We start from the raw sequence: 16,792 nt of genomic DNA on the forward strand, positions 1-16,792 counted from the left end.
AGCGAGCCTATTCACGAAAGGTGAAACCATGAACAAGTTCAAATCCATTCTGGGCGGCGTTGCGCTGTCCGTTGCAATCGCAAGCTCGGCGCTGGCCGCTGGTGTTGAGATCAACGCAAGCTCGACCGGTCTGGCAATGCAGGGCTATGACCCGGTTGCATACTTCACCGTAGGCGAGCCGACCAAAGGCGATTACCGCATCTCGACCCTGCACAACGACGCTCTGTACCGTTTTGCTTCGGAAGAAAACAAAGCTGCCTTTGAAGAAAACCCAGAAGCGTACCTGCCCGCATATGGCGGTTACTGCGCATTCGGCACCGCGATGGGCTTCAAGTTCGACGGCGACCCGAACTACTGGAAAATCGTTGACAACAAACTGTACCTGAACCTGTCGAAAGACATTCAGGAGCGCTGGGAAGGCGACGTTCCGGGCTTTATCGAAAAAGCCGGTGTGAACTGGGAAAACATTGCTGACAAAGATCCGGCTGAGCTGCAGCAATAATTTGCTGACATCTGACTGTCTTTCGGCGGCGAGGTCACTCGCCGCCGTTTTTTTGTTTGTTCCCGCTGGCGACAGGCCCTGTGACATTTGCCCAGGACTTGATGAGTTTTACAATTCCAGCACCGTGCTGCCGGTGGTCTGTCGTGCCTCAAGCGCACGATGCGCATCGTCCACCTGATCCAACGGAAAGCGCTGGTCGATATGGATCTTGACCTCACCGCCCTCAACCTTGCCGAACAGACGCCGGGCCATCGCCTGACAGACCGCGTGATCGGCAATATGGGTAAACAAAGTCGGGCGGGTGATCTTGAGCGAGCCCTTCTTGGCCAGCATCCCAATATCTATCAGCGGCACTGACCCTGACGCATTGCCGAAGGAAATCATCATCCCCAACGGCTTGAGACAGTCCAGCGATCCGGTGAACGTATCCGCCCCGATGGAATCCATCACCACATCCACTCCCTTGCCGCCGGTGATTTCGGCTACGCGCTCGACAAAGTTTTCGGTGCGATAATTGATGCAATGCGCAGCGCCGTTGAATTGGGCAAGGCTGCATTTTTCGTCGGTCCCGGCGGTTCCGATCAGTGTAATCCCCTCGGATTTAGCCCATTGGCATGCGATCAGCCCTACGCCACCAGCGGCCGCGTGAAACAAAACAGTATCGCCACGTTTCAACGGCGTCGTTCGGTGAAACAAATATTCGACCGTCAATCCCTTTAGCATCATCGCCGCCGCCGCATCATACGGAATCCCGTCAGGTAGTGGACAAACCTGCGCTGCGGGCATGACCCGGGCTTCGGAATAGGCGCCTGCCGGTGCCGCCGCATAAGCTGCACGTTGGCCAGGCTCAAGATGGGTCACACCTTCGCCTACGGCTTCGATCACGCCTGCGGCCTCCATCCCCAAAGCGTGCGGCAGGTCCATCGGATACAGTCCGATCCGCTGGTAGATGTCGATAAAATTCAATCCGCAGGCATGATGGCGGATGCGCACCTCCCCAGGGCCCGGGTCCCCGACGGGGCAGTCTTCGATCCTCAGAACTTCGGGGCCGCCGTGTTCGTGAATGACGACGGTTCTTGCCGTTTGCTGCATGCTGACCTCCTGTTGCCTGCGACCAAGCTAACACGCCTGAAAATCAGGGCAATCGGCACATTTCCGCGTCACGCAACCGTAACGTGAAAAAATGTGCTATACTGCTATCTGGGCGTTGCCGGCTGGTCCGGCCTCAGGCAATCGATGCCGGATCCACCCTGCTGCGCGATACGCAAAGGGAGGGGATATCAATGGCTAAAACGATTGGAAATCCGATTAGCTGGGCCGCTCAGAATATCGGTGCGACCGGTGATCACATAGCTGAAAGCGTCAACCATATCGGCAGCGCGGATACGCGGCATCTGCCGGTGGTGCAAAATTTAACAATGCAAGACCTGCGGGCTTGTCTACAGGCAGGGTACAATGACTTTCTGGAAACCAGAGCAGATGCCATATTCATCGTGCTGATCTACCCGATCGCAGGATTGTTGATGTTCGGGTTCGGGCTGAACCGCAACATGGTGCCGCTGCTGGCGCCGCTGATCATGGGGTTTGCTCTGATCGGCCCAATAGCCGCAGTGGGTCTGTACGAGATCAGCCGCAAACGCGAACAAGGGGGAGAAGTGCATTGGCTGGATGCGCTCGGCGTGTTCCGATCGCCATCTTTCGGTGCCATTTTGATGTTGGGTTTCTATCTGGTCATGCTGTTGCTTGTCTGGCTGATGGTAGCGCAGAGCATCTATGTCCACACGCTGGGCCCTGATCTGCCCACATCCTTAGGCGCCTTTGTCACGCAGGTGTTCACCACCGGTGCGGGCTGGACAATGATCATCTTTGGCAACGTGGTAGGATTCTTGTTTGCTCTGGTCGCACTAGCCATCAGCGTGGTCAGCTTTCCGTTATTGCTGGACCGCAAAGTGGGTCTACCAGTGGCGGTTGTGACCTCGGTCCGAGTGCTGCGGCAAAACCCCGGAGTGATCCTGACATGGGGCTTCATTGTCGCCGCCTTGCTGGTGATTGGCGCAATCCCGATGCTGCTGGGGTTGATTGTGGTGATGCCCGTGCTGGGCCACGCCACATGGCACCTGTACCGCCGGGCCGTCGCCTAAAGCGCGCGGCCTGAACCGCGCTGGTCAGCTTATCCGGCGACGTTCAAAACGATCTTGCCGATGTGATTTGAACTTTCCATACGCGCATGCGCTGCGGCGGCGTCGGCCAGCGCGAACTCGCTGTCCATCACGGGCGCCACCCTTCCGGCGTCCAGCAATGGCCAGACCGCCTCGCGCAGATCCTGCGCAATCTTTGCCTTGGCCAGATCACTTTGTGGGCGCAGGGTGCTGCCGGTCAGGGTCAACCGTTTGACCATCATCAAGGCGAAGTTCAGTTCGACCTTCGGGCCCTGCAAAAAGGCGATCTGCACCAAGCGCCCGTCTTCAGCCAGGGTCTTGACGTTGCGCGGGATATAATCGCCCCCAACCATGTCGAGGATCAGGTTCGCCCCACCTTCGGCGCGCAGGACACCCACGAAATCCTCATCGCGGTAATTGATCGCCTTTTCGGCCCCCAGTTTGACGCAAGCCTCGCATTTATCGGCCGAACCGGCGGTTGCAAAGACCCGTGCGCCAAACGCATTGGCCAGTTGGATGGCCGTCGTGCCAATACCGCTGGACCCGCCATGGACCAGAAAACGCTCACCCGCTTTCAACCCACCGCGCATGAAGACGTTGGACCAGACGGTAAAGAAGGTCTCGGGCAGGCAGGCGGCCTCTTTCATTTCCATACCTGTGGGAACCGGTAGGCAATGTGCAGCGGGCGTGGCGACATATTCGGCATAGCCACCGCCGGGCAACAACGCACAGACCTTGTCACCAACCGACAGGCCATCGACACCCGCACCGATCGCCACGACCTCGCCCGACGCCTCCAGGCCTGGCAGATCGCTGGCACCCGGCGGGGGATCATAAGCCCCAGCGCGCTGCAACGCGTCCGGGCGGTTTACCCCGGCATATGCCACTTTGAGGATCACCTGACCGGCTTGGGGTTCCGGTACGGGACGGTCGGTCAGTTGCAAAACCTCCGGTCCGCCGGGTTTGGTGATCTCAACGGCGCGCATTGTCTCGGTCATGGGCAAATCTCCTTTGCCCAATGCCTAGCAGGCAATTTCTGGAAGGCCCAGATGCTTACTTGCGCGGATTCAGCATCCCGGGCAGGTCGACCCGCATTTTCACGGGCGGTTTCACCTGACTGGCAAACCAGTTCGGCACCGCCAGAAACGGTTTGAACAGCGGATTACCATTCACCTGCGCCTTGAGCTTTTCGAATTGCATGACATTGTCGATGCGACGGTCCAGAAACTCCCACGTTTTCTGGTGGTCCGGCGAATCATCCCCCAACCAGAACAACAGGGTCGAGGAATAGACCCCAGACAAGGTCGCGCGCTTGGTGTACCAGTTCACGTCGTCCGAGGTATCGCCCAGCGTGTCCCAGATCAGATCGCAGGTCTGCCACAGCGCCTTGGCCCCATCCGCCGCATGGGTCGGCAGCGAAAACAGCGTCATGCCCCGGCGCACCAATTCCTTGTCAGGCACAGCCTCGAACCGGAACCGAACGGCAGCGGCCACGCGCTCGCGGAATTTCAACTCGCTCAGGTCGGTGGATTTCAGACGCTCTACCATGACCGCATCCCCGCGCGCATGAAAAGCCAGCGCCAGATCAACCGCGCCTCGGGGGCAGATCGCGCGCGCCAAACCGTCATCCAGATCGCAATCAATGATCGCGGCGCGAAAGCTAGTTTCAGACCAACCGTCAAAGGGCACGTGGGTCAGCATCGCATCCAAAAGCTGTTGTTTTGCATCTTCATAGGTAACGGTCATGGCGGGTCTCCGGTTCTCGGGGCCAGTACTAGACAAGATAGACCGGCTTTGCTATACGGCCAACTCCTGCAATTTCCTTGCAACTCTATCTAGAAAGGTGGTGACAACCACATGCAGGTTAGTGTTCGCGACAATAACGTCGATCAGGCGCTTCGTGCCCTGAAGAAAAAGCTGCAGCGCGAAGGCGTGTTCCGTGAAATGAAGCTGAAGCAACATTTCGAGAAACCGTCCGAGAAAAAAGCGCGCGAGAAGGCTGAAGCGATCCGTCGTGCCCGTAAACTGGCACGTAAGAAAGCACAGCGCGAAGGTTTGCTCTAAGCACCTCGCTCGTCCAGCTTTGGATGACACTATTTGACGACCCCCGAGGCATCGCCCGGGGGTTTGTCGTTTCTATCACCGGTTGCATTCCGCCGAGTCCACCTCAGCCTTAGGCGACAAGCTGCTAAATCGGGCCAAGCAACATTTTGCCCGGCATTTTGCAGCGCAGCGAATCCCGTATCGGTAGCACGCCCCTGCTGAAATTCGCCTGAAATCTAAACCGCTCTGTCCGTCCGTTCGACGCCCCCTGTAACTGGCCTCGTCTACTCAGACGACCATTCAAAACGGAGGCTACTATGTCGACTGCAAGTACATTCGAGCAAGAAATGCTGGCGTTAATCAATGATGAGCGCACATCCCGCGGGCTATCCCCGCTGCAACTGGAAACCCGCCTGAACGCATCGGCTGAAGATCACAGCACCTGGATGCTGAACGCCGATATATTCAGCCACACCGGTTCGGGCGGTTCTAGCGCGACCGAGCGCATGGAAGATGCCGGGTTCGACTTTACCGGCAGCTGGCGGTCAGGTGAAAACATCGCCTGGCAATCGGAACGCGGTGCCGAAGGCATCAGCGACGATGTCGAGCAACTGCACCAGAGCTTGATGAACAGCCCCGGCCACCGCGCCAACATCCTGAACCCTGACTACGAATTTATCGGAATTGGGATTGAAGAAGGCGACTACAATGGGTGGGATGCCGTAATGGTGACCCAGAACTTTGCCACCACCGACGCTGCAGTGGTGCTGGACAACGGTGCGGCACCAACGCCGCCCACGGACGACGTGGCAATGCCGGACAACCCTGTCACCGAAGACCCGGTCGAAGATACACCGGACACCGACGTCACCGAAACCGATGACCCGGTCGAAGAAACACCGGACACCGATGTCACCGAGACCGACGACCCGGTCGAAGAAACGCCTGACACCGACGTCACCGAGACCGAGGACCCGGTTGAGGAAACGCCTGACACCGATGTCACCGAGACCGACGACCCGGTTGAGGAAACGCCTGACACCGATGTCACCGAGACCGACGAACCGGGCGAAGAAACACCAGACACTGACGTCACCGAGACCGAAGACCCGGAAACACCTGAACCGGATGTCACCGATACGACTGCAGGCGTTTGCTTCGACGTGGAAGAATTCCTGGCGGTAATCGAGGATTTCGTGAACGACCTGTTGGCGCTGGTCGACGATTTCAGAATGAATGACGACCCGATGGTGACCGATGCGGACACCACCGAGGACGATTTCATGCTGACCCTGGATATGTGCGACGACACTCCGGCGGCGAATGACGATGCCCCGGTCATGGAGGCGGACGCACCGGATGACTTCTTTATCCTGATACCGGCCGACAGTGGATGCATGATGGACTTTGTCTAAGGTCCGATGCAGCGTGTGAGGCACTGAAACGGTGCCTTACACCGCTTTCACAGCGCACTTGCGCAGTTTTTCGCACAAACAACGCGAATCAGGCGGTGGCAAATCGCCGAACGGGTCGGGGTGTCCAGATTGTGTCTGTATCCCGTCAAATTCTCGCCATTAATGTCTCGCCAAAATAACTCAATTCAATTGGAGGCAGAATCATGTCAACGGCCAGCAATCTAGAACGGCAGATGCTTGCATTGATTAATGAGGAACGCACAAGTCGGGGGCTGCAACCCCTCAAGCTTGAGCTTCAGCTAAACGACTCGGCCGAAGATCACAGCGAATGGATGCTGCAGACAGATATCTTCAGCCACACCGGTCAGGGCGGCTCGAGCGCGACCCAGCGGATGAGAGATGCCGGTTTCGATTTCACCGGCAGCTGGAGATCGGGTGAAAACATCGCCTGGCAATCCGAACGCGGGCCCAATGGTGCCAGCGATGATGTGGTACAGCTTCACCAAAGCCTGATGAACAGCCCCGGTCACCGGGCCAACATACTGAACCCCGATTTCGAATATATCGGGATCGGGATTGAAGAAGGCAATTTCAACGGTTGGGATGCCGTGATCGTGACCCAGAACTTTGCCACGACCTCGGCGCCGGTGCAGTTGGACACCGGCGGGTCGGGTGGCGGCTCTGGCGGCGGCACACCTACCCAACCCGGCCAACAGGCCGTGGACGCAGGCACTGTGGGCGACGCCTCAGACAATTGGTTCATTCTGAAAGCCGGTCAGGCCGGCGCGCTGAACGGCGGCGAAGGAGATGACATTCTTGACGGCGGCTTCGGCCGCGACACGCTGACCGGCGGCACCGGCGATGACACGCTGAGCGGTCATGGCGGCAATGACGTCCTTCTGGGTGGCCAAGGCGTCGATTTGTTGATGGGTGCGACCGGCAATGACTGGCTGCAATCGGGCATGGGTGCCGACAGGTTGCAGGGCGGCTCTGGCAACGACGTGCTTAGGGGTGGCCGTGGCCGCGACACCCTGATCGGAGGCGACGACGACGATACTCTGATCGGTGCCCGCGGCATTGACACAATGACCGGCGGCAACGGGGCGGACACGTTCGTATTCACCATCGGGCCGGACACCGTCACAGATTTCACCTCTGAAGACTTCATCGACCTCAGCCTGAATGGTGCGATCACCGGGTATAACGACCTGATGAACAACCACATCTCGCAATCCGGCAATGATGTGATCATCGACGACAACGCAGGGAATACTCTGACTTTGCAAAACACTCAGATCGCAGACCTGGCAAACGAACATTTCGTGTTCTGAGACCCCAGGTTTTCCAAATTAATGACGCCCCCGGTTTTGGGGGCGTTTTCTTTTGATCAATAGATTTTAGGAACGTGCAGCTCATCCGGCAGGACGCGCCGTTCATATTCCGGGTTGTATCTTCGATCCGGTAATTCGACCTTTTCCTGTGGAACATCCGTATAGGGGATCTTGGTCAGGAGATGCTCGATACAGTTCAGGCGCTCGCGTTTCTTGTCATTGCCTTCGACGATATACCAGGGCGCCTCGGGAATGTTGGTGCGGAACAACATGTCTTCTTTGGCCTTGGTATAGGCCTCCCAGCGGATGCGGGATTCCAGATCCATCGGCGACAGTTTCCACTGTTTCATCGGGTCGTGAATGCGCATGAGGAACCGCAACTGCTGTTCTTCATCAGTGATTGAGAACCAATATTTAAGCAAAATGATCCCCGACCGCACCAGCATCCGTTCGAATTCGGGAACGTCCTGAAAGAACTGTTCGACCTGATCCTCGGACGCAAACCCCATCACCCGTTCCACCCCAGCGCGGTTGTACCAGGATCGGTCGAACAACACGATTTCGCCGGCCGCGGGCAGATGCGGTACATAGCGCTGGAAATACCACTGGCTTTGCTCCCGGCGGCTGGGCGCTGGCAAGGCGACCACGCGGGCGACCCGCGGGTTCAGCCGCTGGGTGATCCGCTTGATCACGCCGCCCTTGCCGGCGCTGTCTCGCCCTTCGAACAGGATGCACACTTTGGCCCCGGTATGCTGCACCCAGTCCTGAACCTTGATCAATTCGGCCTGCAAGCGCAGCAGATTGCGGAAATAGACTTTGCGATCCAGCATGTCGGGATGCTGGTCCTTATAGATCTTGCGGACTTCCATCGAGAGCATGGGTTCGCTGAACTCGATCTCGAAATCTTCGTCCAGCGTGTCTTCCAACTCGGCTTCCAGCCAATCTTTTGGGGCATCGTTATGTTCGTAAGCCAAGGTCTTATCCTTATCGTCTATCGGGTCCGGACCATACAACGCGCGTGTAACCGCCTGATGTCATCAGAATAATTAATAAAGCCCTTCCCCAAGCGAAACCGCTTATGGCAGCAAGGTCAAGGCGATGCGAAAAGAGGTTTGGTCCTTTTCTAAATCTGAACCTACACGCCCAGGGATACAAGCGGCAGATTTGCCGCATTACCAACAGGTTGGCATAAATCTGCCCCAAACCTACTTGCCAGAGGGTTCATTCCGTCGGCACAAGTACCCTTCAACCCCCCTGAGGTGAATGTGGCGCATTTCATTTCCCTACTGCCTGCGATCTGGCCCTGGTTCATATTGATTGCCGCACAAATAGGCATGGTATCAGGCCGACAAGGGCTGGGTCTGGCCCTGTTGGCAGCGTTCCTAGGTTCAGCAACAGTGCTTGGCCTGCTAACCCCGCTGGCCTTGGCAATCACGGCAGCGGGCTTGCTGGGTGCTGTAGGGTTGCGCCGTCTGACCGGTGTGCCCGCCGTTTTCGGGCATCTGGTGTTGATCCTGTGGTGTCTGGCTCTGGGGGCGCATCTGATCCCCGGGTTTCACAATCTATTGGTTCTGAATCAGGTACAGGCAGGCCCGGGCAGCGCTGCGTTCACTATGTATCTCAACCTGGACAAACCAATGGTCTTGTTTGCCGTTCTGCTGGCTTGGCCAGGCATGATCCATGGCGCGCGGCTGGTCAGAACCGGGCCTTTGTTGATCGGGTTGGCGGCACTGCCCGCCCTGTTTGCGTTGGGTCTTTCCCTGGGTGCAGTGCGGCCCGAGATCGGCCTGCCCGCATGGTGGCTGATTTTTGCGCTTTCAAACCTGTTCCTGACCTGCCTGACTGAAGAGGCTTTTTTCCGTGGCTATCTGCAATCGGTCCTGACGTCGAAAATCGGCGTGGCGCTCGGGATCGCAGCTGCCAGCCTGCTATTCGGTCTGGCCCATGCGGGCGGTGGCCCGGCACTGGTCGTCTTCGCCTCGATCCTCGGGGCCGCCTGCGGATTGGGGTATTACGCAACCGGGCGGCTTTGGGTGCCGGTTCTGATGCATTTTGGCTTTAACGCCCTGCACCTGGCCCTGTTCACCTATCCCGGCCCGGGCTGAACGTCACACCGGCAGCGCAGTGGTCTTGAACACCGTGCGCAGCGCAAAGGAACTTTGCATCTGCGCCACCCCCGGCAGCCGTGACAAATACTGGCGGTGAATACGGGCAAAATCCTCGGTGTTCTCGGCGACAACCTTCAAAATATAGTCCGCCGTACCGGCCATGAGGTGGCATTCAAGCACATCAGGAATGCGCGCCACGGATTTTTCGAACGCATTCAGAAGCTCTTCGGCTTGCCCTTGCAGCGTGATCTCGACAAACACCGTCGTGGGCACATTCATCTTGCGCGCATCCAGCAGCGCCACGTATTTGCGGATATAGCCTTCAGCCTCTAGCCGCTGAACGCGCCGGTGACAGGCCGAAGGCGACAGATTCACCTGCTCAGACAGTTCCGCATTTGACATACGGCCATCCCGCTGAAGGGCTGCCAGAATCTTTTTATCCGTCGCATCCAAGCTCATTTGCGCAAATCCTTTGCGAGTTTCCGACTATATAACGAAGATTCTCCTGAAAAAAAGCAATTTTGCAGGCAGAGTTTCACAGAAATTGCGCCCTGGATCGCCCATTATTTAGGCAGTTTATGAATGGAGGAGCGAAAAATGAAGATCGGTTGCCCCAAGGAAATCAAACCACAGGAATTCCGCGTCGGCATGACGCCCAACGCGGCACAGGAAGCCGTCGCGCGCGGCCACGAAGTTGTAATCGAAACCGGTGCCGGGATCGGTTCGGGCTTTGACAACGAATCCTACATCGCTGCGGGCGCCCAGATCCTGGACACCGCAGAAGAGGTATTCGCCACTGCCGACATGATCGTCAAGGTCAAGGAACCCCAGGCGGTCGAGCGCAAGATGCTGCGTGAAGGCCAGTTGCTGTTCACTTACCTGCACCTGGCACCCGATCCAGATCAGACCCACGACCTGCTGGCATCGGGCTGCACCGCGATTGCATACGAAACCGTCACCGCACCTGGCGGTGGTTTGCCGCTGCTGGCCCCGATGTCCGAAGTTGCCGGTCGTCTGGCGCCGCAGGTTGGCTCATGGACCCTGCAAAAGGCAAATGGCGGTCGTGGCGTTCTGATGGGCGGCGTTCCCGGCGTTGGACCGGCCAAGGTCGTTGTGATCGGTGGCGGCGTTGTTGGTACGCATGCCGCGAAGATTGCGGCTGGCATGGGCGCAGATGTTACCATCCTGGACCGCTCGCTTCCGCGTCTGCGTTACCTCGATGACGTGTATGGCGGAACCTTCAAGAACCAGTACTCGACCGCTGGTGCCACCGCCGAACTGATCCAGGATGCCGACATGGTTATCGGTGCCGTTCTGATCCCCGGCGCGGCTGCTCCTAAACTGGTGACACGCGAACAGCTTTCGACAATGAAGCCCGGCGCGGTTCTGGTTGACGTTGCGATCGACCAGGGTGGCTGCTTTGAAACCTCCAAAGCAACAACCCATGCTGACCCGATCTACGAAGTCGACGGCATCATGCACTATTGCGTTGCCAACATGCCGGGTGCCGTTGCGCGCACGTCGACCATCGCATTGGGCAACGCGACCATGCCGTTCATGCTGTCGCTGGCCGACAAAGGCTGGAAAAAGGCTTGCCAGGATGACCCGCACCTGTTGGCTGGTCTGAACGTGCATGCCGGAAAACTGACCTATGACGCGGTTGGTGTTGCACTGGGTCTGGACGTTGTATCGCCCAAGGACATCGTCAACGCCTAAGGCTGATATACAGAAATCGAAAGGCGCCCTCGGATGAGGGCGCCTTTTTTTGCTGCCGCGCTAAGGACAACGACCCGCGCGCGGTACAAAAAACGCCGCGCGATCAGCGCGGCGCCGGGCCCAACCGGAGGAGGGCATTTCAAGGCCCGATCACCGGACGGGAGCGTTCACCCCTCTTTGTGAATCTCAACCGAATGCGGATACGGGATCGACACGCCTTTTGCGTCGAACGCCTCTTTCACCGCTTTGGTGATTTCGAACTTCACGTCCCAATAATCCGCCGCTGCGCACCACAGGCGGGCCGTCAGATCGACCGAGCTGTCGCCCAGGTTTGTCACGCGCACCCAAGGTTCGGGATCGCTGTGAATACGCTCGTCCGCTTTGGCGACATCCAGAATGATCTTCATCGCTTCGTCCGCGTTGTCGCCATAGTCGATACCAAACACCAGATCGACACGCCTTGTGTCATGCGCCGAATAGTTGGTGATGATCGACCCCCAGGATTGCCCGTTGGGGACAATGATCTGCACATTGTCCGGCGTCACCAGTTCGGTGGTGAACAGGTTCAGGTCTTTCACTGTCCCGGCCGTGCCGCCAATATCCACATATTGACCCAGCTTGTAAGGGCGGAACACCACCAGCATGACGCCGGCCGCCAGATCGCTGAGCGTCCCTTGCAGCGCCAGACCAATGGCCAGCGACGCGGCACCCAGAATGGCAACGATACTTGTGGCTTCGATCCCGAAAATCCCCAGAACGGCCACCAGAACCATCGCGAGGATGACCCATTTCACCAGGCTGGCTGAGAAGTTGCCCAACGTCGGATCAATCTGCGGAGTCGAGTTGATCCGGCGGCGCACCAGGCCGCCCACGGCCCCAGCCACGATCCAGCCAAGGATCAGAACGATCAGCGCCTTGACCGCGTTCATGATCAGCGGCGCAAACGCGCCCACCTGTGTTACGACCTCATCCACGGCCATCTCCTTTCAACAACAAGAAACCCGCGGCTTTCGCGCGGGAATTGCCAAAGTCTGAGGCAAAAACACGCTTTGGTCTAGGTGCTAGTTCCACCGGATTTCCCCGTTGTTCGCCAGCAAACACGGGCTGACCGGTCGCGCACAGCTTCGGGGGCTTACAAGATGGCCCCTCGCGCCCTACGTTCTGGGGGTATCCACTCAGGAGCCCCCCAATGCTGGACACCAAACCACACCCGATCATGAATCGCTGGCCCGCACAGTTCCCGGACCGGATTCAGCTGTATTCCTTCCCTACGCCCAATGGGGTCAAAGCCTCGATCATGCTGGAAGAAACCGGCCTGCCGTATGAGGCACACAAGGTCACCCTGTCGGACGCGGATGTCAAAAGCCCCGAGTTCCTGTCGCTGAACCCCAACAACAAGATCCCCGCAATCATCGACCCGGACGGCCCGGACGGAAAGCCCATTGGTTTGTTCGAAAGCGGTGCCATCCTGCTGTATCTGGCCGAAAAATCGGGCAAGTTTATTGGTCAGACCCAGGCAGACAAGCACCAGGTCACTCAATGGCTGATGTTTCAGATGGGCGGCATTGGTCCAATGTTCGGCCAGCTTGGCTTTTTCCACAAATTCGCTGGTAGCGAGATCGAAGACCCCCGCCCCCGCGAGCGATATGTGAACGAGGCCAAACGGCTGCTGAACGTGTTGAACCAGCAGCTTGAAGGGCAGGACTGGGTCGCCGGAGATTATTCGATTGCCGACATAGCCATCGCGCCCTGGCTGCGCGGACTAGATTTCTATGGTGCCAGAGAACTGGTCGGATGGGACGACCACACAAATGTAACAGCTTATTTGGACCGTTTTTTGGAACGCCCTGCCGTTCAGAAAGGTCTTGTGACACCGCCACGGGACTGACCGCCCGCACCCTCGGGCCTGATCGGGCTTGCAGCCACACTATGCTGCAAGCCCAATTTCAATGGGTCAATTCAGCCTGGCAGCGTGTCGGTCAGCACATAGCGCAGGACCTCAACCACTTGCGAGGGTTGTTCGGCCACGGCTAGGGCTGCGGCGTCCACCTCTTTCAGCGCATGCTGATGATCGGGGCCGTGTAGGACGATCAGCGACTTGCCCAGCGCTGCCGCATAACCTGCATCAAAGGCAGCGTTCCACTGTTTGTATTTCTCACCAAACCGGACGACCACCACATCTGCATCCGCGATCCCTTTGCGCGTCCGGATCGCGTTGACCATCGCGCCCTTGTGGTCGTGCCAGTATTTGTTCGGCTCTTCGCCCAAAATAGCCACACCGCAATCGTCGCTGGCGTCGTGATCGGTGACGGGGCTGTTGAAGGTGATGTCCAATCCCTGTGCGCCGTCGATAATTTGCTCACGCCAATCGGTGTGAATTTCCCCTGATAGGTATACGTTCAAGCCCATGTCGACCTCCGGTATTGATTTGGAACCTACTTAAGGCGCATTTGCGGGAAGCCCAATCAAGAAAATCCAGAAACACTTATCCCAAACACGCCCTAATTCCCGTAGGTGAAACGAAAAACGCGCCCGGAAGCGCGTTTTTTTTGAAGTCTTATGGCAGGGCCCCTATCCGCGCAACACACCGCCCGTCGCCTTGGAGACCTTGGCGATGATCTTCTCGGCCACCGCTTCGATGTCTTTTTCCTTCAGCGTCGCGTCGGTTGGCTGCAGGCGCACGGTGATTGCCAGCGATTTTTTACCTTCGCCCAGACTGCCACCGATGAATTCATCAAAGACACGCACATCCTCGATCAGCGTCTTGTCAGCACCGGCCGCGGCGTTGACCAGCGTCAGCGCCTCGACCCCCTCGTCAACTACAAAGGCAAAGTCACGTTCAACCGCTTGCAGGTCACGCAGTTCCAGCGCAGCACGGGTGGCGCCGGATTTACGGGGCAGAGGCACCTCGTCCGGCCAGATCGTAAAGGCCATCGCCGGGCCTTTGATATCCAGCGCTTGCAACACACGAGGGTGCAACTCGCCAAAGACGCCCAGCACCTTTTTCGGACCCAGACAGATTTTGCCGTGACGCCCCGGATGCCACCAGGCATCGCCGTCACGCAGGATCTGCACCTTGGCGGGTGCGCCAATGGCGGCCAGCACCGCCTCGGCATCCGCTTTGGCATCGAATACGTCGACCGGGCGCGAGGCCCCATGGACGTCCTTGGGACCATTACGACCAACCAGCAGACCGGTGATCTGCGTTTTTTGATCTCCCGGTTCGCCATCATGGAACACCGGACCGACCTCGAACAACGCCACATCCGCGTAGCCACGCGCCTGATTGCGGGCGGCGGCCTGCAGCAGACCGGGCAGCAGATCGGGGCGCATGTGGCTCATCTCGGTCGAGATCGGGTTTTCCAACTGCGTCGCTTCGTCCCCGCCACCAAACAAGGCCGCCGAGGCCTGATCGATGAAAGTGTAGGAAACACACTCATTGTACCCCAGCGCTGCACAGGTGCGGCGCGCCATCGACTGACGGCGTTGTGTCGGGGTCATCACCGGTTTCGGAATGCCATCGGTGATACGTGGCAGCGGTTTGCCCTGCAGCTTGGTCAGGGATGCAATCCGCGCGACCTCTTCCACCAGATCGGCCTCACCCATGATATCTGGGCGCCAGCTGGGAACATGCGCCATCTCGCCCTCAAGGCGGAATCCCAGACGAGTCAGGGTCTGGCGTTGTTCGCTTTCGGGGATTTCCATTCCGACCAGAGACTGCACCCGCTCGGCATCCAGTTTAAAGGCGCGCGAATGATCCGGCGCTTTGCCCGCTTCCACGACCTTGGACACTTCGCCACCGCAGATATCCAAAATCATCTGCGTTGCCTGCTCCAACCCTTCCAGCGTGTATTCCGGGTCTACCCCACGTTCGAACCGATAGCGCGCATCCGAATTGATTTTCAAAGCCCGCCCCGTCAGGGCGATCTGCACGTGATCCCAGAACGCGCTTTCCAGGAAGACATTCACTGTTTCTTCGGTACAGCCGGTTTCCTCACCGCCCATGATACCGGCAATGGATTCCGGGCCTTTGTCGTCGGAAATCACCATCATGCCGGGCTGCAGAGTGTATTCTTTCTCGTCCAGCGCAACCAGCTTCTCACCACCCTTGGCGCGATGTACCCGCAGATTGCCATGCACCTTGTCCGCATCGAAGACGTGCAGCGGGCGATTGTGGTCAAAGGTCATATAGTTGGTGATGTCCACCAAAGCCGAAATCGGACGCAGACCGATGGCCTTCAACTGATCCTGCAGCCATTGCGGGCTGGGTCCGTTCTTAACGCCCTTGATCAGACGTCCGGTGAAATGGGGCGCGCCGTCCAGCGTATCCTCATCAATCGTCACCTTGATTGGGCTTTCGAAATCACCCGGCACCGGAGTGTAGTCACGCTGTTTCAACTTACCAATGCCACGCGCGGCCAGATCGCGGGCAATCCCTTCGACGCCAAGCGCATCGGGGCGGTTCGGGGTGATCGCGATCTCGATCATCGGATCAACCTTCGACGGCTCATTCTCAGCCAGCCAGTCGATGAATTTGTCACCGACCTTGCCCGAAGGCAGCTCGATGATGCCGTCATGCTCATCCGACAACTCCAGCTCACGCTCGGACGCCATCATGCCAAAGCTTTCGACGCCGCGGATCTTGCCGACGTTGATGGTCAGGTCCAGACCGGGGATATACATACCTGGTTTGCAAACCACGACGGTGATCCCTTCACGCGCGTTGGGGGCACCGCAGATGATCTGCAATTCACCCTCATCGGTGTCCACCTTACAGACGCGCAGCTTGTCAGCGTCGGGGTGTTTCTCGGCGTGTTTCACATACCCAAGGGTAAAGTCCTTCAGCCGGTCCGCCGGGTTCACGATCTCTTCGACCTCAAGGCCCAGATCAGTCAGCGCCTCAGCAATCTCATCCACCGAAGCGTTGGTGTCGAGGTGGTCTTTCAACCAGGAAAGAGTGAATTTCATCGGTCGGTTTCCGCCAGTAAATCTCGGGTCAGACCGCGTTTACCGGATAATGCGCAGAGGGGAAAGAGGGCGCGTAGAACCGCCGCGCCTACTCCGCGGTCACTGTGTTGGCAACGCTGTCCGATCCAGCAAACACCGCCAAAATCCGCGCGATCCCGTCGCCGGTATTCTCACCGGCATGGGGCGACCGGAACGCCTCAACCAGCGCATCACCTTCCTTATAGGTCCGGCTGCCCGCGTCGCCGTAATCGACGGTGATCTCACCTTCAAGGATATAGGCCGCCAGCGGAGCGTCATGACGGTGCAGGCCGGTTTTCTGACCGGGCTGCATGGTGACGATGGCCATGGTGATCTGCGGGGTGCCGTCGGGATATTCCAGCGCCTCGCCGATGACCGAAGTTTCGGTCTGCAGCAGCAAGTCAACCGGTGGATAGGTGTCACGTGCAAAGACCGGTGCGGCGGCAAGGATCAGGGCGAAGGGCAAAAGCAGTTTCATGCGGCAAGGAATCCCGTGTCAGATCGTTTCGCCTAACTGGAAGGGGGACGCACG

At 58.2% G+C, this 16,792-nt stretch carries 17 protein-coding genes; 8 read left to right on the forward strand and 9 right to left on the reverse strand.

Translation table 11 applies throughout. From position 1 onward, the window contains the following. Positions 1 to 28: 28 nt before the first annotated feature. Positions 29 to 502, forward strand: coding sequence for a YHS domain-containing (seleno)protein (locus GOX21_RS13475; protein ID WP_170350710.1), 474 nt, complete (start codon positions 29 to 31; stop codon positions 500 to 502). Between the two features lie 108 nt (positions 503 to 610). Here the strand turns inward: GOX21_RS13475 and GOX21_RS13480 are convergent, their stop codons facing one another. Beyond that, positions 611 to 1,594 carry a quinone oxidoreductase family protein gene (locus tag GOX21_RS13480; protein ID WP_170350711.1) on the reverse strand — a complete coding sequence of 328 codons (984 nt, stop codon included), beginning with the start codon at positions 1,592 to 1,594 and terminating at the stop codon, positions 611 to 613. Positions 1,595 to 1,785: 191 nt separating this feature from the next. On the opposite strand from GOX21_RS13480, the gene GOX21_RS13485 reads away from it, so the two are divergent. Then, positions 1,786 to 2,643 (forward strand): DUF2189 domain-containing protein, encoded by an 858-nt coding sequence (locus GOX21_RS13485; protein WP_170377832.1) that lies wholly within the window; start codon positions 1,786 to 1,788, stop codon positions 2,641 to 2,643. A 29-nt stretch (positions 2,644 to 2,672) separates the two neighbouring features. On the opposite strand, the gene GOX21_RS13490 is transcribed toward GOX21_RS13485, so the two are convergent. Next, complete coding sequence (locus GOX21_RS13490; RefSeq protein WP_170377834.1) at positions 2,673 to 3,659, reverse strand: NAD(P)H-quinone oxidoreductase; 987 nt, start codon at positions 3,657 to 3,659, stop codon at positions 2,673 to 2,675. 55 nt (positions 3,660 to 3,714) lie between these two features. Beyond that, positions 3,715 to 4,407, reverse strand: coding sequence for a COQ9 family protein (locus GOX21_RS13495; protein WP_170377836.1), 693 nt, complete (start codon positions 4,405 to 4,407; stop codon positions 3,715 to 3,717). A gap of 111 nt (positions 4,408 to 4,518) precedes the next feature. Here GOX21_RS13495 and rpsU point away from each other — a divergent pair, with 111 nt between their 5' ends. The 3 genes from rpsU (at position 4,519) to GOX21_RS13510 (ending at position 7,450) form a co-directional block, all read left to right on the forward strand. Then, positions 4,519 to 4,725, forward strand: coding sequence for a 30S ribosomal protein S21 (gene rpsU, locus GOX21_RS13500; RefSeq protein ID WP_005614280.1), 207 nt, complete (start codon positions 4,519 to 4,521; stop codon positions 4,723 to 4,725). Positions 4,726 to 5,021: 296 nt separating this feature from the next. Beyond that, complete coding sequence (locus GOX21_RS13505) at positions 5,022 to 6,119, forward strand: CAP domain-containing protein (RefSeq protein WP_170377838.1); 1,098 nt, start codon at positions 5,022 to 5,024, stop codon at positions 6,117 to 6,119. Positions 6,120 to 6,322: 203 nt separating this feature from the next. Beyond that, positions 6,323 to 7,450 (forward strand): CAP domain-containing protein, encoded by a 1,128-nt coding sequence (locus GOX21_RS13510; protein WP_170377840.1) that lies wholly within the window; start codon positions 6,323 to 6,325, stop codon positions 7,448 to 7,450. A gap of 56 nt (positions 7,451 to 7,506) precedes the next feature. Here GOX21_RS13510 and ppk2 read toward each other — a convergent pair whose 3' ends face one another. After that, positions 7,507 to 8,424, reverse strand: coding sequence for a polyphosphate kinase 2 (gene ppk2 / locus GOX21_RS13515; protein ID WP_170350719.1), 918 nt, complete (start codon positions 8,422 to 8,424; stop codon positions 7,507 to 7,509). A gap of 291 nt (positions 8,425 to 8,715) precedes the next feature. On the opposite strand from ppk2, the gene GOX21_RS21750 reads away from it, so the two are divergent. Continuing rightward, positions 8,716 to 9,555 (forward strand): CPBP family intramembrane glutamic endopeptidase, encoded by an 840-nt coding sequence (locus GOX21_RS21750; protein WP_217353043.1) that lies wholly within the window; start codon positions 8,716 to 8,718, stop codon positions 9,553 to 9,555. A gap of 3 nt (positions 9,556 to 9,558) precedes the next feature. Here the strand turns inward: GOX21_RS21750 and GOX21_RS13525 are convergent, their stop codons facing one another. Further along, positions 9,559 to 10,017 (reverse strand): Lrp/AsnC family transcriptional regulator, encoded by a 459-nt coding sequence (locus GOX21_RS13525; RefSeq protein ID WP_170350721.1) that lies wholly within the window; start codon positions 10,015 to 10,017, stop codon positions 9,559 to 9,561. A 138-nt stretch (positions 10,018 to 10,155) separates the two neighbouring features. Here GOX21_RS13525 and ald point away from each other — a divergent pair, with 138 nt between their 5' ends. Next, entirely contained in the window at positions 10,156 to 11,274 is a 1,119-nt protein-coding gene (gene ald, locus GOX21_RS13530; protein ID WP_170350723.1) for an alanine dehydrogenase, read from the forward strand. Between the two features lie 167 nt (positions 11,275 to 11,441). Here the strand turns inward: ald and GOX21_RS13535 are convergent, their stop codons facing one another. After that, entirely contained in the window at positions 11,442 to 12,248 is an 807-nt protein-coding gene (locus GOX21_RS13535; protein WP_170350724.1) for a mechanosensitive ion channel family protein, read from the reverse strand. 215 nt (positions 12,249 to 12,463) lie between these two features. Here GOX21_RS13535 and GOX21_RS13540 point away from each other — a divergent pair, with 215 nt between their 5' ends. After that, positions 12,464 to 13,162: a glutathione S-transferase family protein gene (locus GOX21_RS13540; protein WP_170377842.1), complete on the forward strand. Its 699-nt coding sequence runs from the start codon at positions 12,464 to 12,466 to the stop codon at positions 13,160 to 13,162. A gap of 71 nt (positions 13,163 to 13,233) precedes the next feature. On the opposite strand, the gene GOX21_RS13545 is transcribed toward GOX21_RS13540, so the two are convergent. The 3 genes from GOX21_RS13545 to GOX21_RS13555 form a co-directional block, all read right to left on the reverse strand. Continuing rightward, on the reverse strand, positions 13,234 to 13,683 hold the full coding sequence (locus tag GOX21_RS13545) for a YtoQ family protein (RefSeq protein WP_170377844.1): 450 nt from the start codon (positions 13,681 to 13,683) through the stop codon (positions 13,234 to 13,236). Between the two features lie 162 nt (positions 13,684 to 13,845). Then, the gene (gene pheT / locus GOX21_RS13550; protein WP_170377846.1) at positions 13,846 to 16,242 is read right to left on the reverse strand and encodes a phenylalanine--tRNA ligase subunit beta; all 2,397 of its coding nucleotides are present in this window, start codon (positions 16,240 to 16,242) and stop codon (positions 13,846 to 13,848) included. Between the two features lie 88 nt (positions 16,243 to 16,330). After that, the gene (locus GOX21_RS13555) at positions 16,331 to 16,738 is read right to left on the reverse strand and encodes a cupin domain-containing protein (protein ID WP_170377848.1); all 408 of its coding nucleotides are present in this window, start codon (positions 16,736 to 16,738) and stop codon (positions 16,331 to 16,333) included. Between the last annotated feature and the right edge of the window lie 54 nt (positions 16,739 to 16,792).

Source organism: Ruegeria atlantica (genome assembly GCF_013032005.1).
In the GTDB taxonomy this organism is placed as follows: domain Bacteria; phylum Pseudomonadota; class Alphaproteobacteria; order Rhodobacterales; family Rhodobacteraceae; genus Ruegeria; species Ruegeria atlantica_A.

Bases quoted from the DNA above. Each gene is read 5' to 3' on its own strand.
- GOX21_RS13475 (WP_170350710.1), top strand. From the start codon at position 29: ATGAACAAGTTCAAATCCATTCTGGGCGGCGTTGCGCTGTCCGTTGCA.
- GOX21_RS13480 (WP_170350711.1), bottom strand. From the start codon at position 1,594: ATGCAGCAAACGGCAAGAACCGTCGTCATTCACGAACACGGCGGCCCC.
- GOX21_RS13485 (WP_170377832.1), top strand. From the start codon at position 1,786: ATGGCTAAAACGATTGGAAATCCGATTAGCTGGGCCGCTCAGAATATC.
- GOX21_RS13490 (WP_170377834.1), bottom strand. From the start codon at position 3,659: ATGACCGAGACAATGCGCGCCGTTGAGATCACCAAACCCGGCGGACCG.
- GOX21_RS13495 (WP_170377836.1), bottom strand. From the start codon at position 4,407: ATGACCGTTACCTATGAAGATGCAAAACAACAGCTTTTGGATGCGATG.
- rpsU (WP_005614280.1), top strand. From the start codon at position 4,519: ATGCAGGTTAGTGTTCGCGACAATAACGTCGATCAGGCGCTTCGTGCC.
- GOX21_RS13505 (WP_170377838.1), top strand. From the start codon at position 5,022: ATGTCGACTGCAAGTACATTCGAGCAAGAAATGCTGGCGTTAATCAAT.
- GOX21_RS13510 (WP_170377840.1), top strand. From the start codon at position 6,323: ATGTCAACGGCCAGCAATCTAGAACGGCAGATGCTTGCATTGATTAAT.
- GOX21_RS13525 (WP_170350721.1), bottom strand. From the start codon at position 10,017: ATGAGCTTGGATGCGACGGATAAAAAGATTCTGGCAGCCCTTCAGCGG.
- ald (WP_170350723.1), top strand. From the start codon at position 10,156: ATGAAGATCGGTTGCCCCAAGGAAATCAAACCACAGGAATTCCGCGTC.
- GOX21_RS13540 (WP_170377842.1), top strand. From the start codon at position 12,464: ATGCTGGACACCAAACCACACCCGATCATGAATCGCTGGCCCGCACAG.
- GOX21_RS13545 (WP_170377844.1), bottom strand. From the start codon at position 13,683: ATGGGCTTGAACGTATACCTATCAGGGGAAATTCACACCGATTGGCGT.
- pheT (WP_170377846.1), bottom strand. From the start codon at position 16,242: ATGAAATTCACTCTTTCCTGGTTGAAAGACCACCTCGACACCAACGCT.
- GOX21_RS13555 (WP_170377848.1), bottom strand. From the start codon at position 16,738: ATGAAACTGCTTTTGCCCTTCGCCCTGATCCTTGCCGCCGCACCGGTC.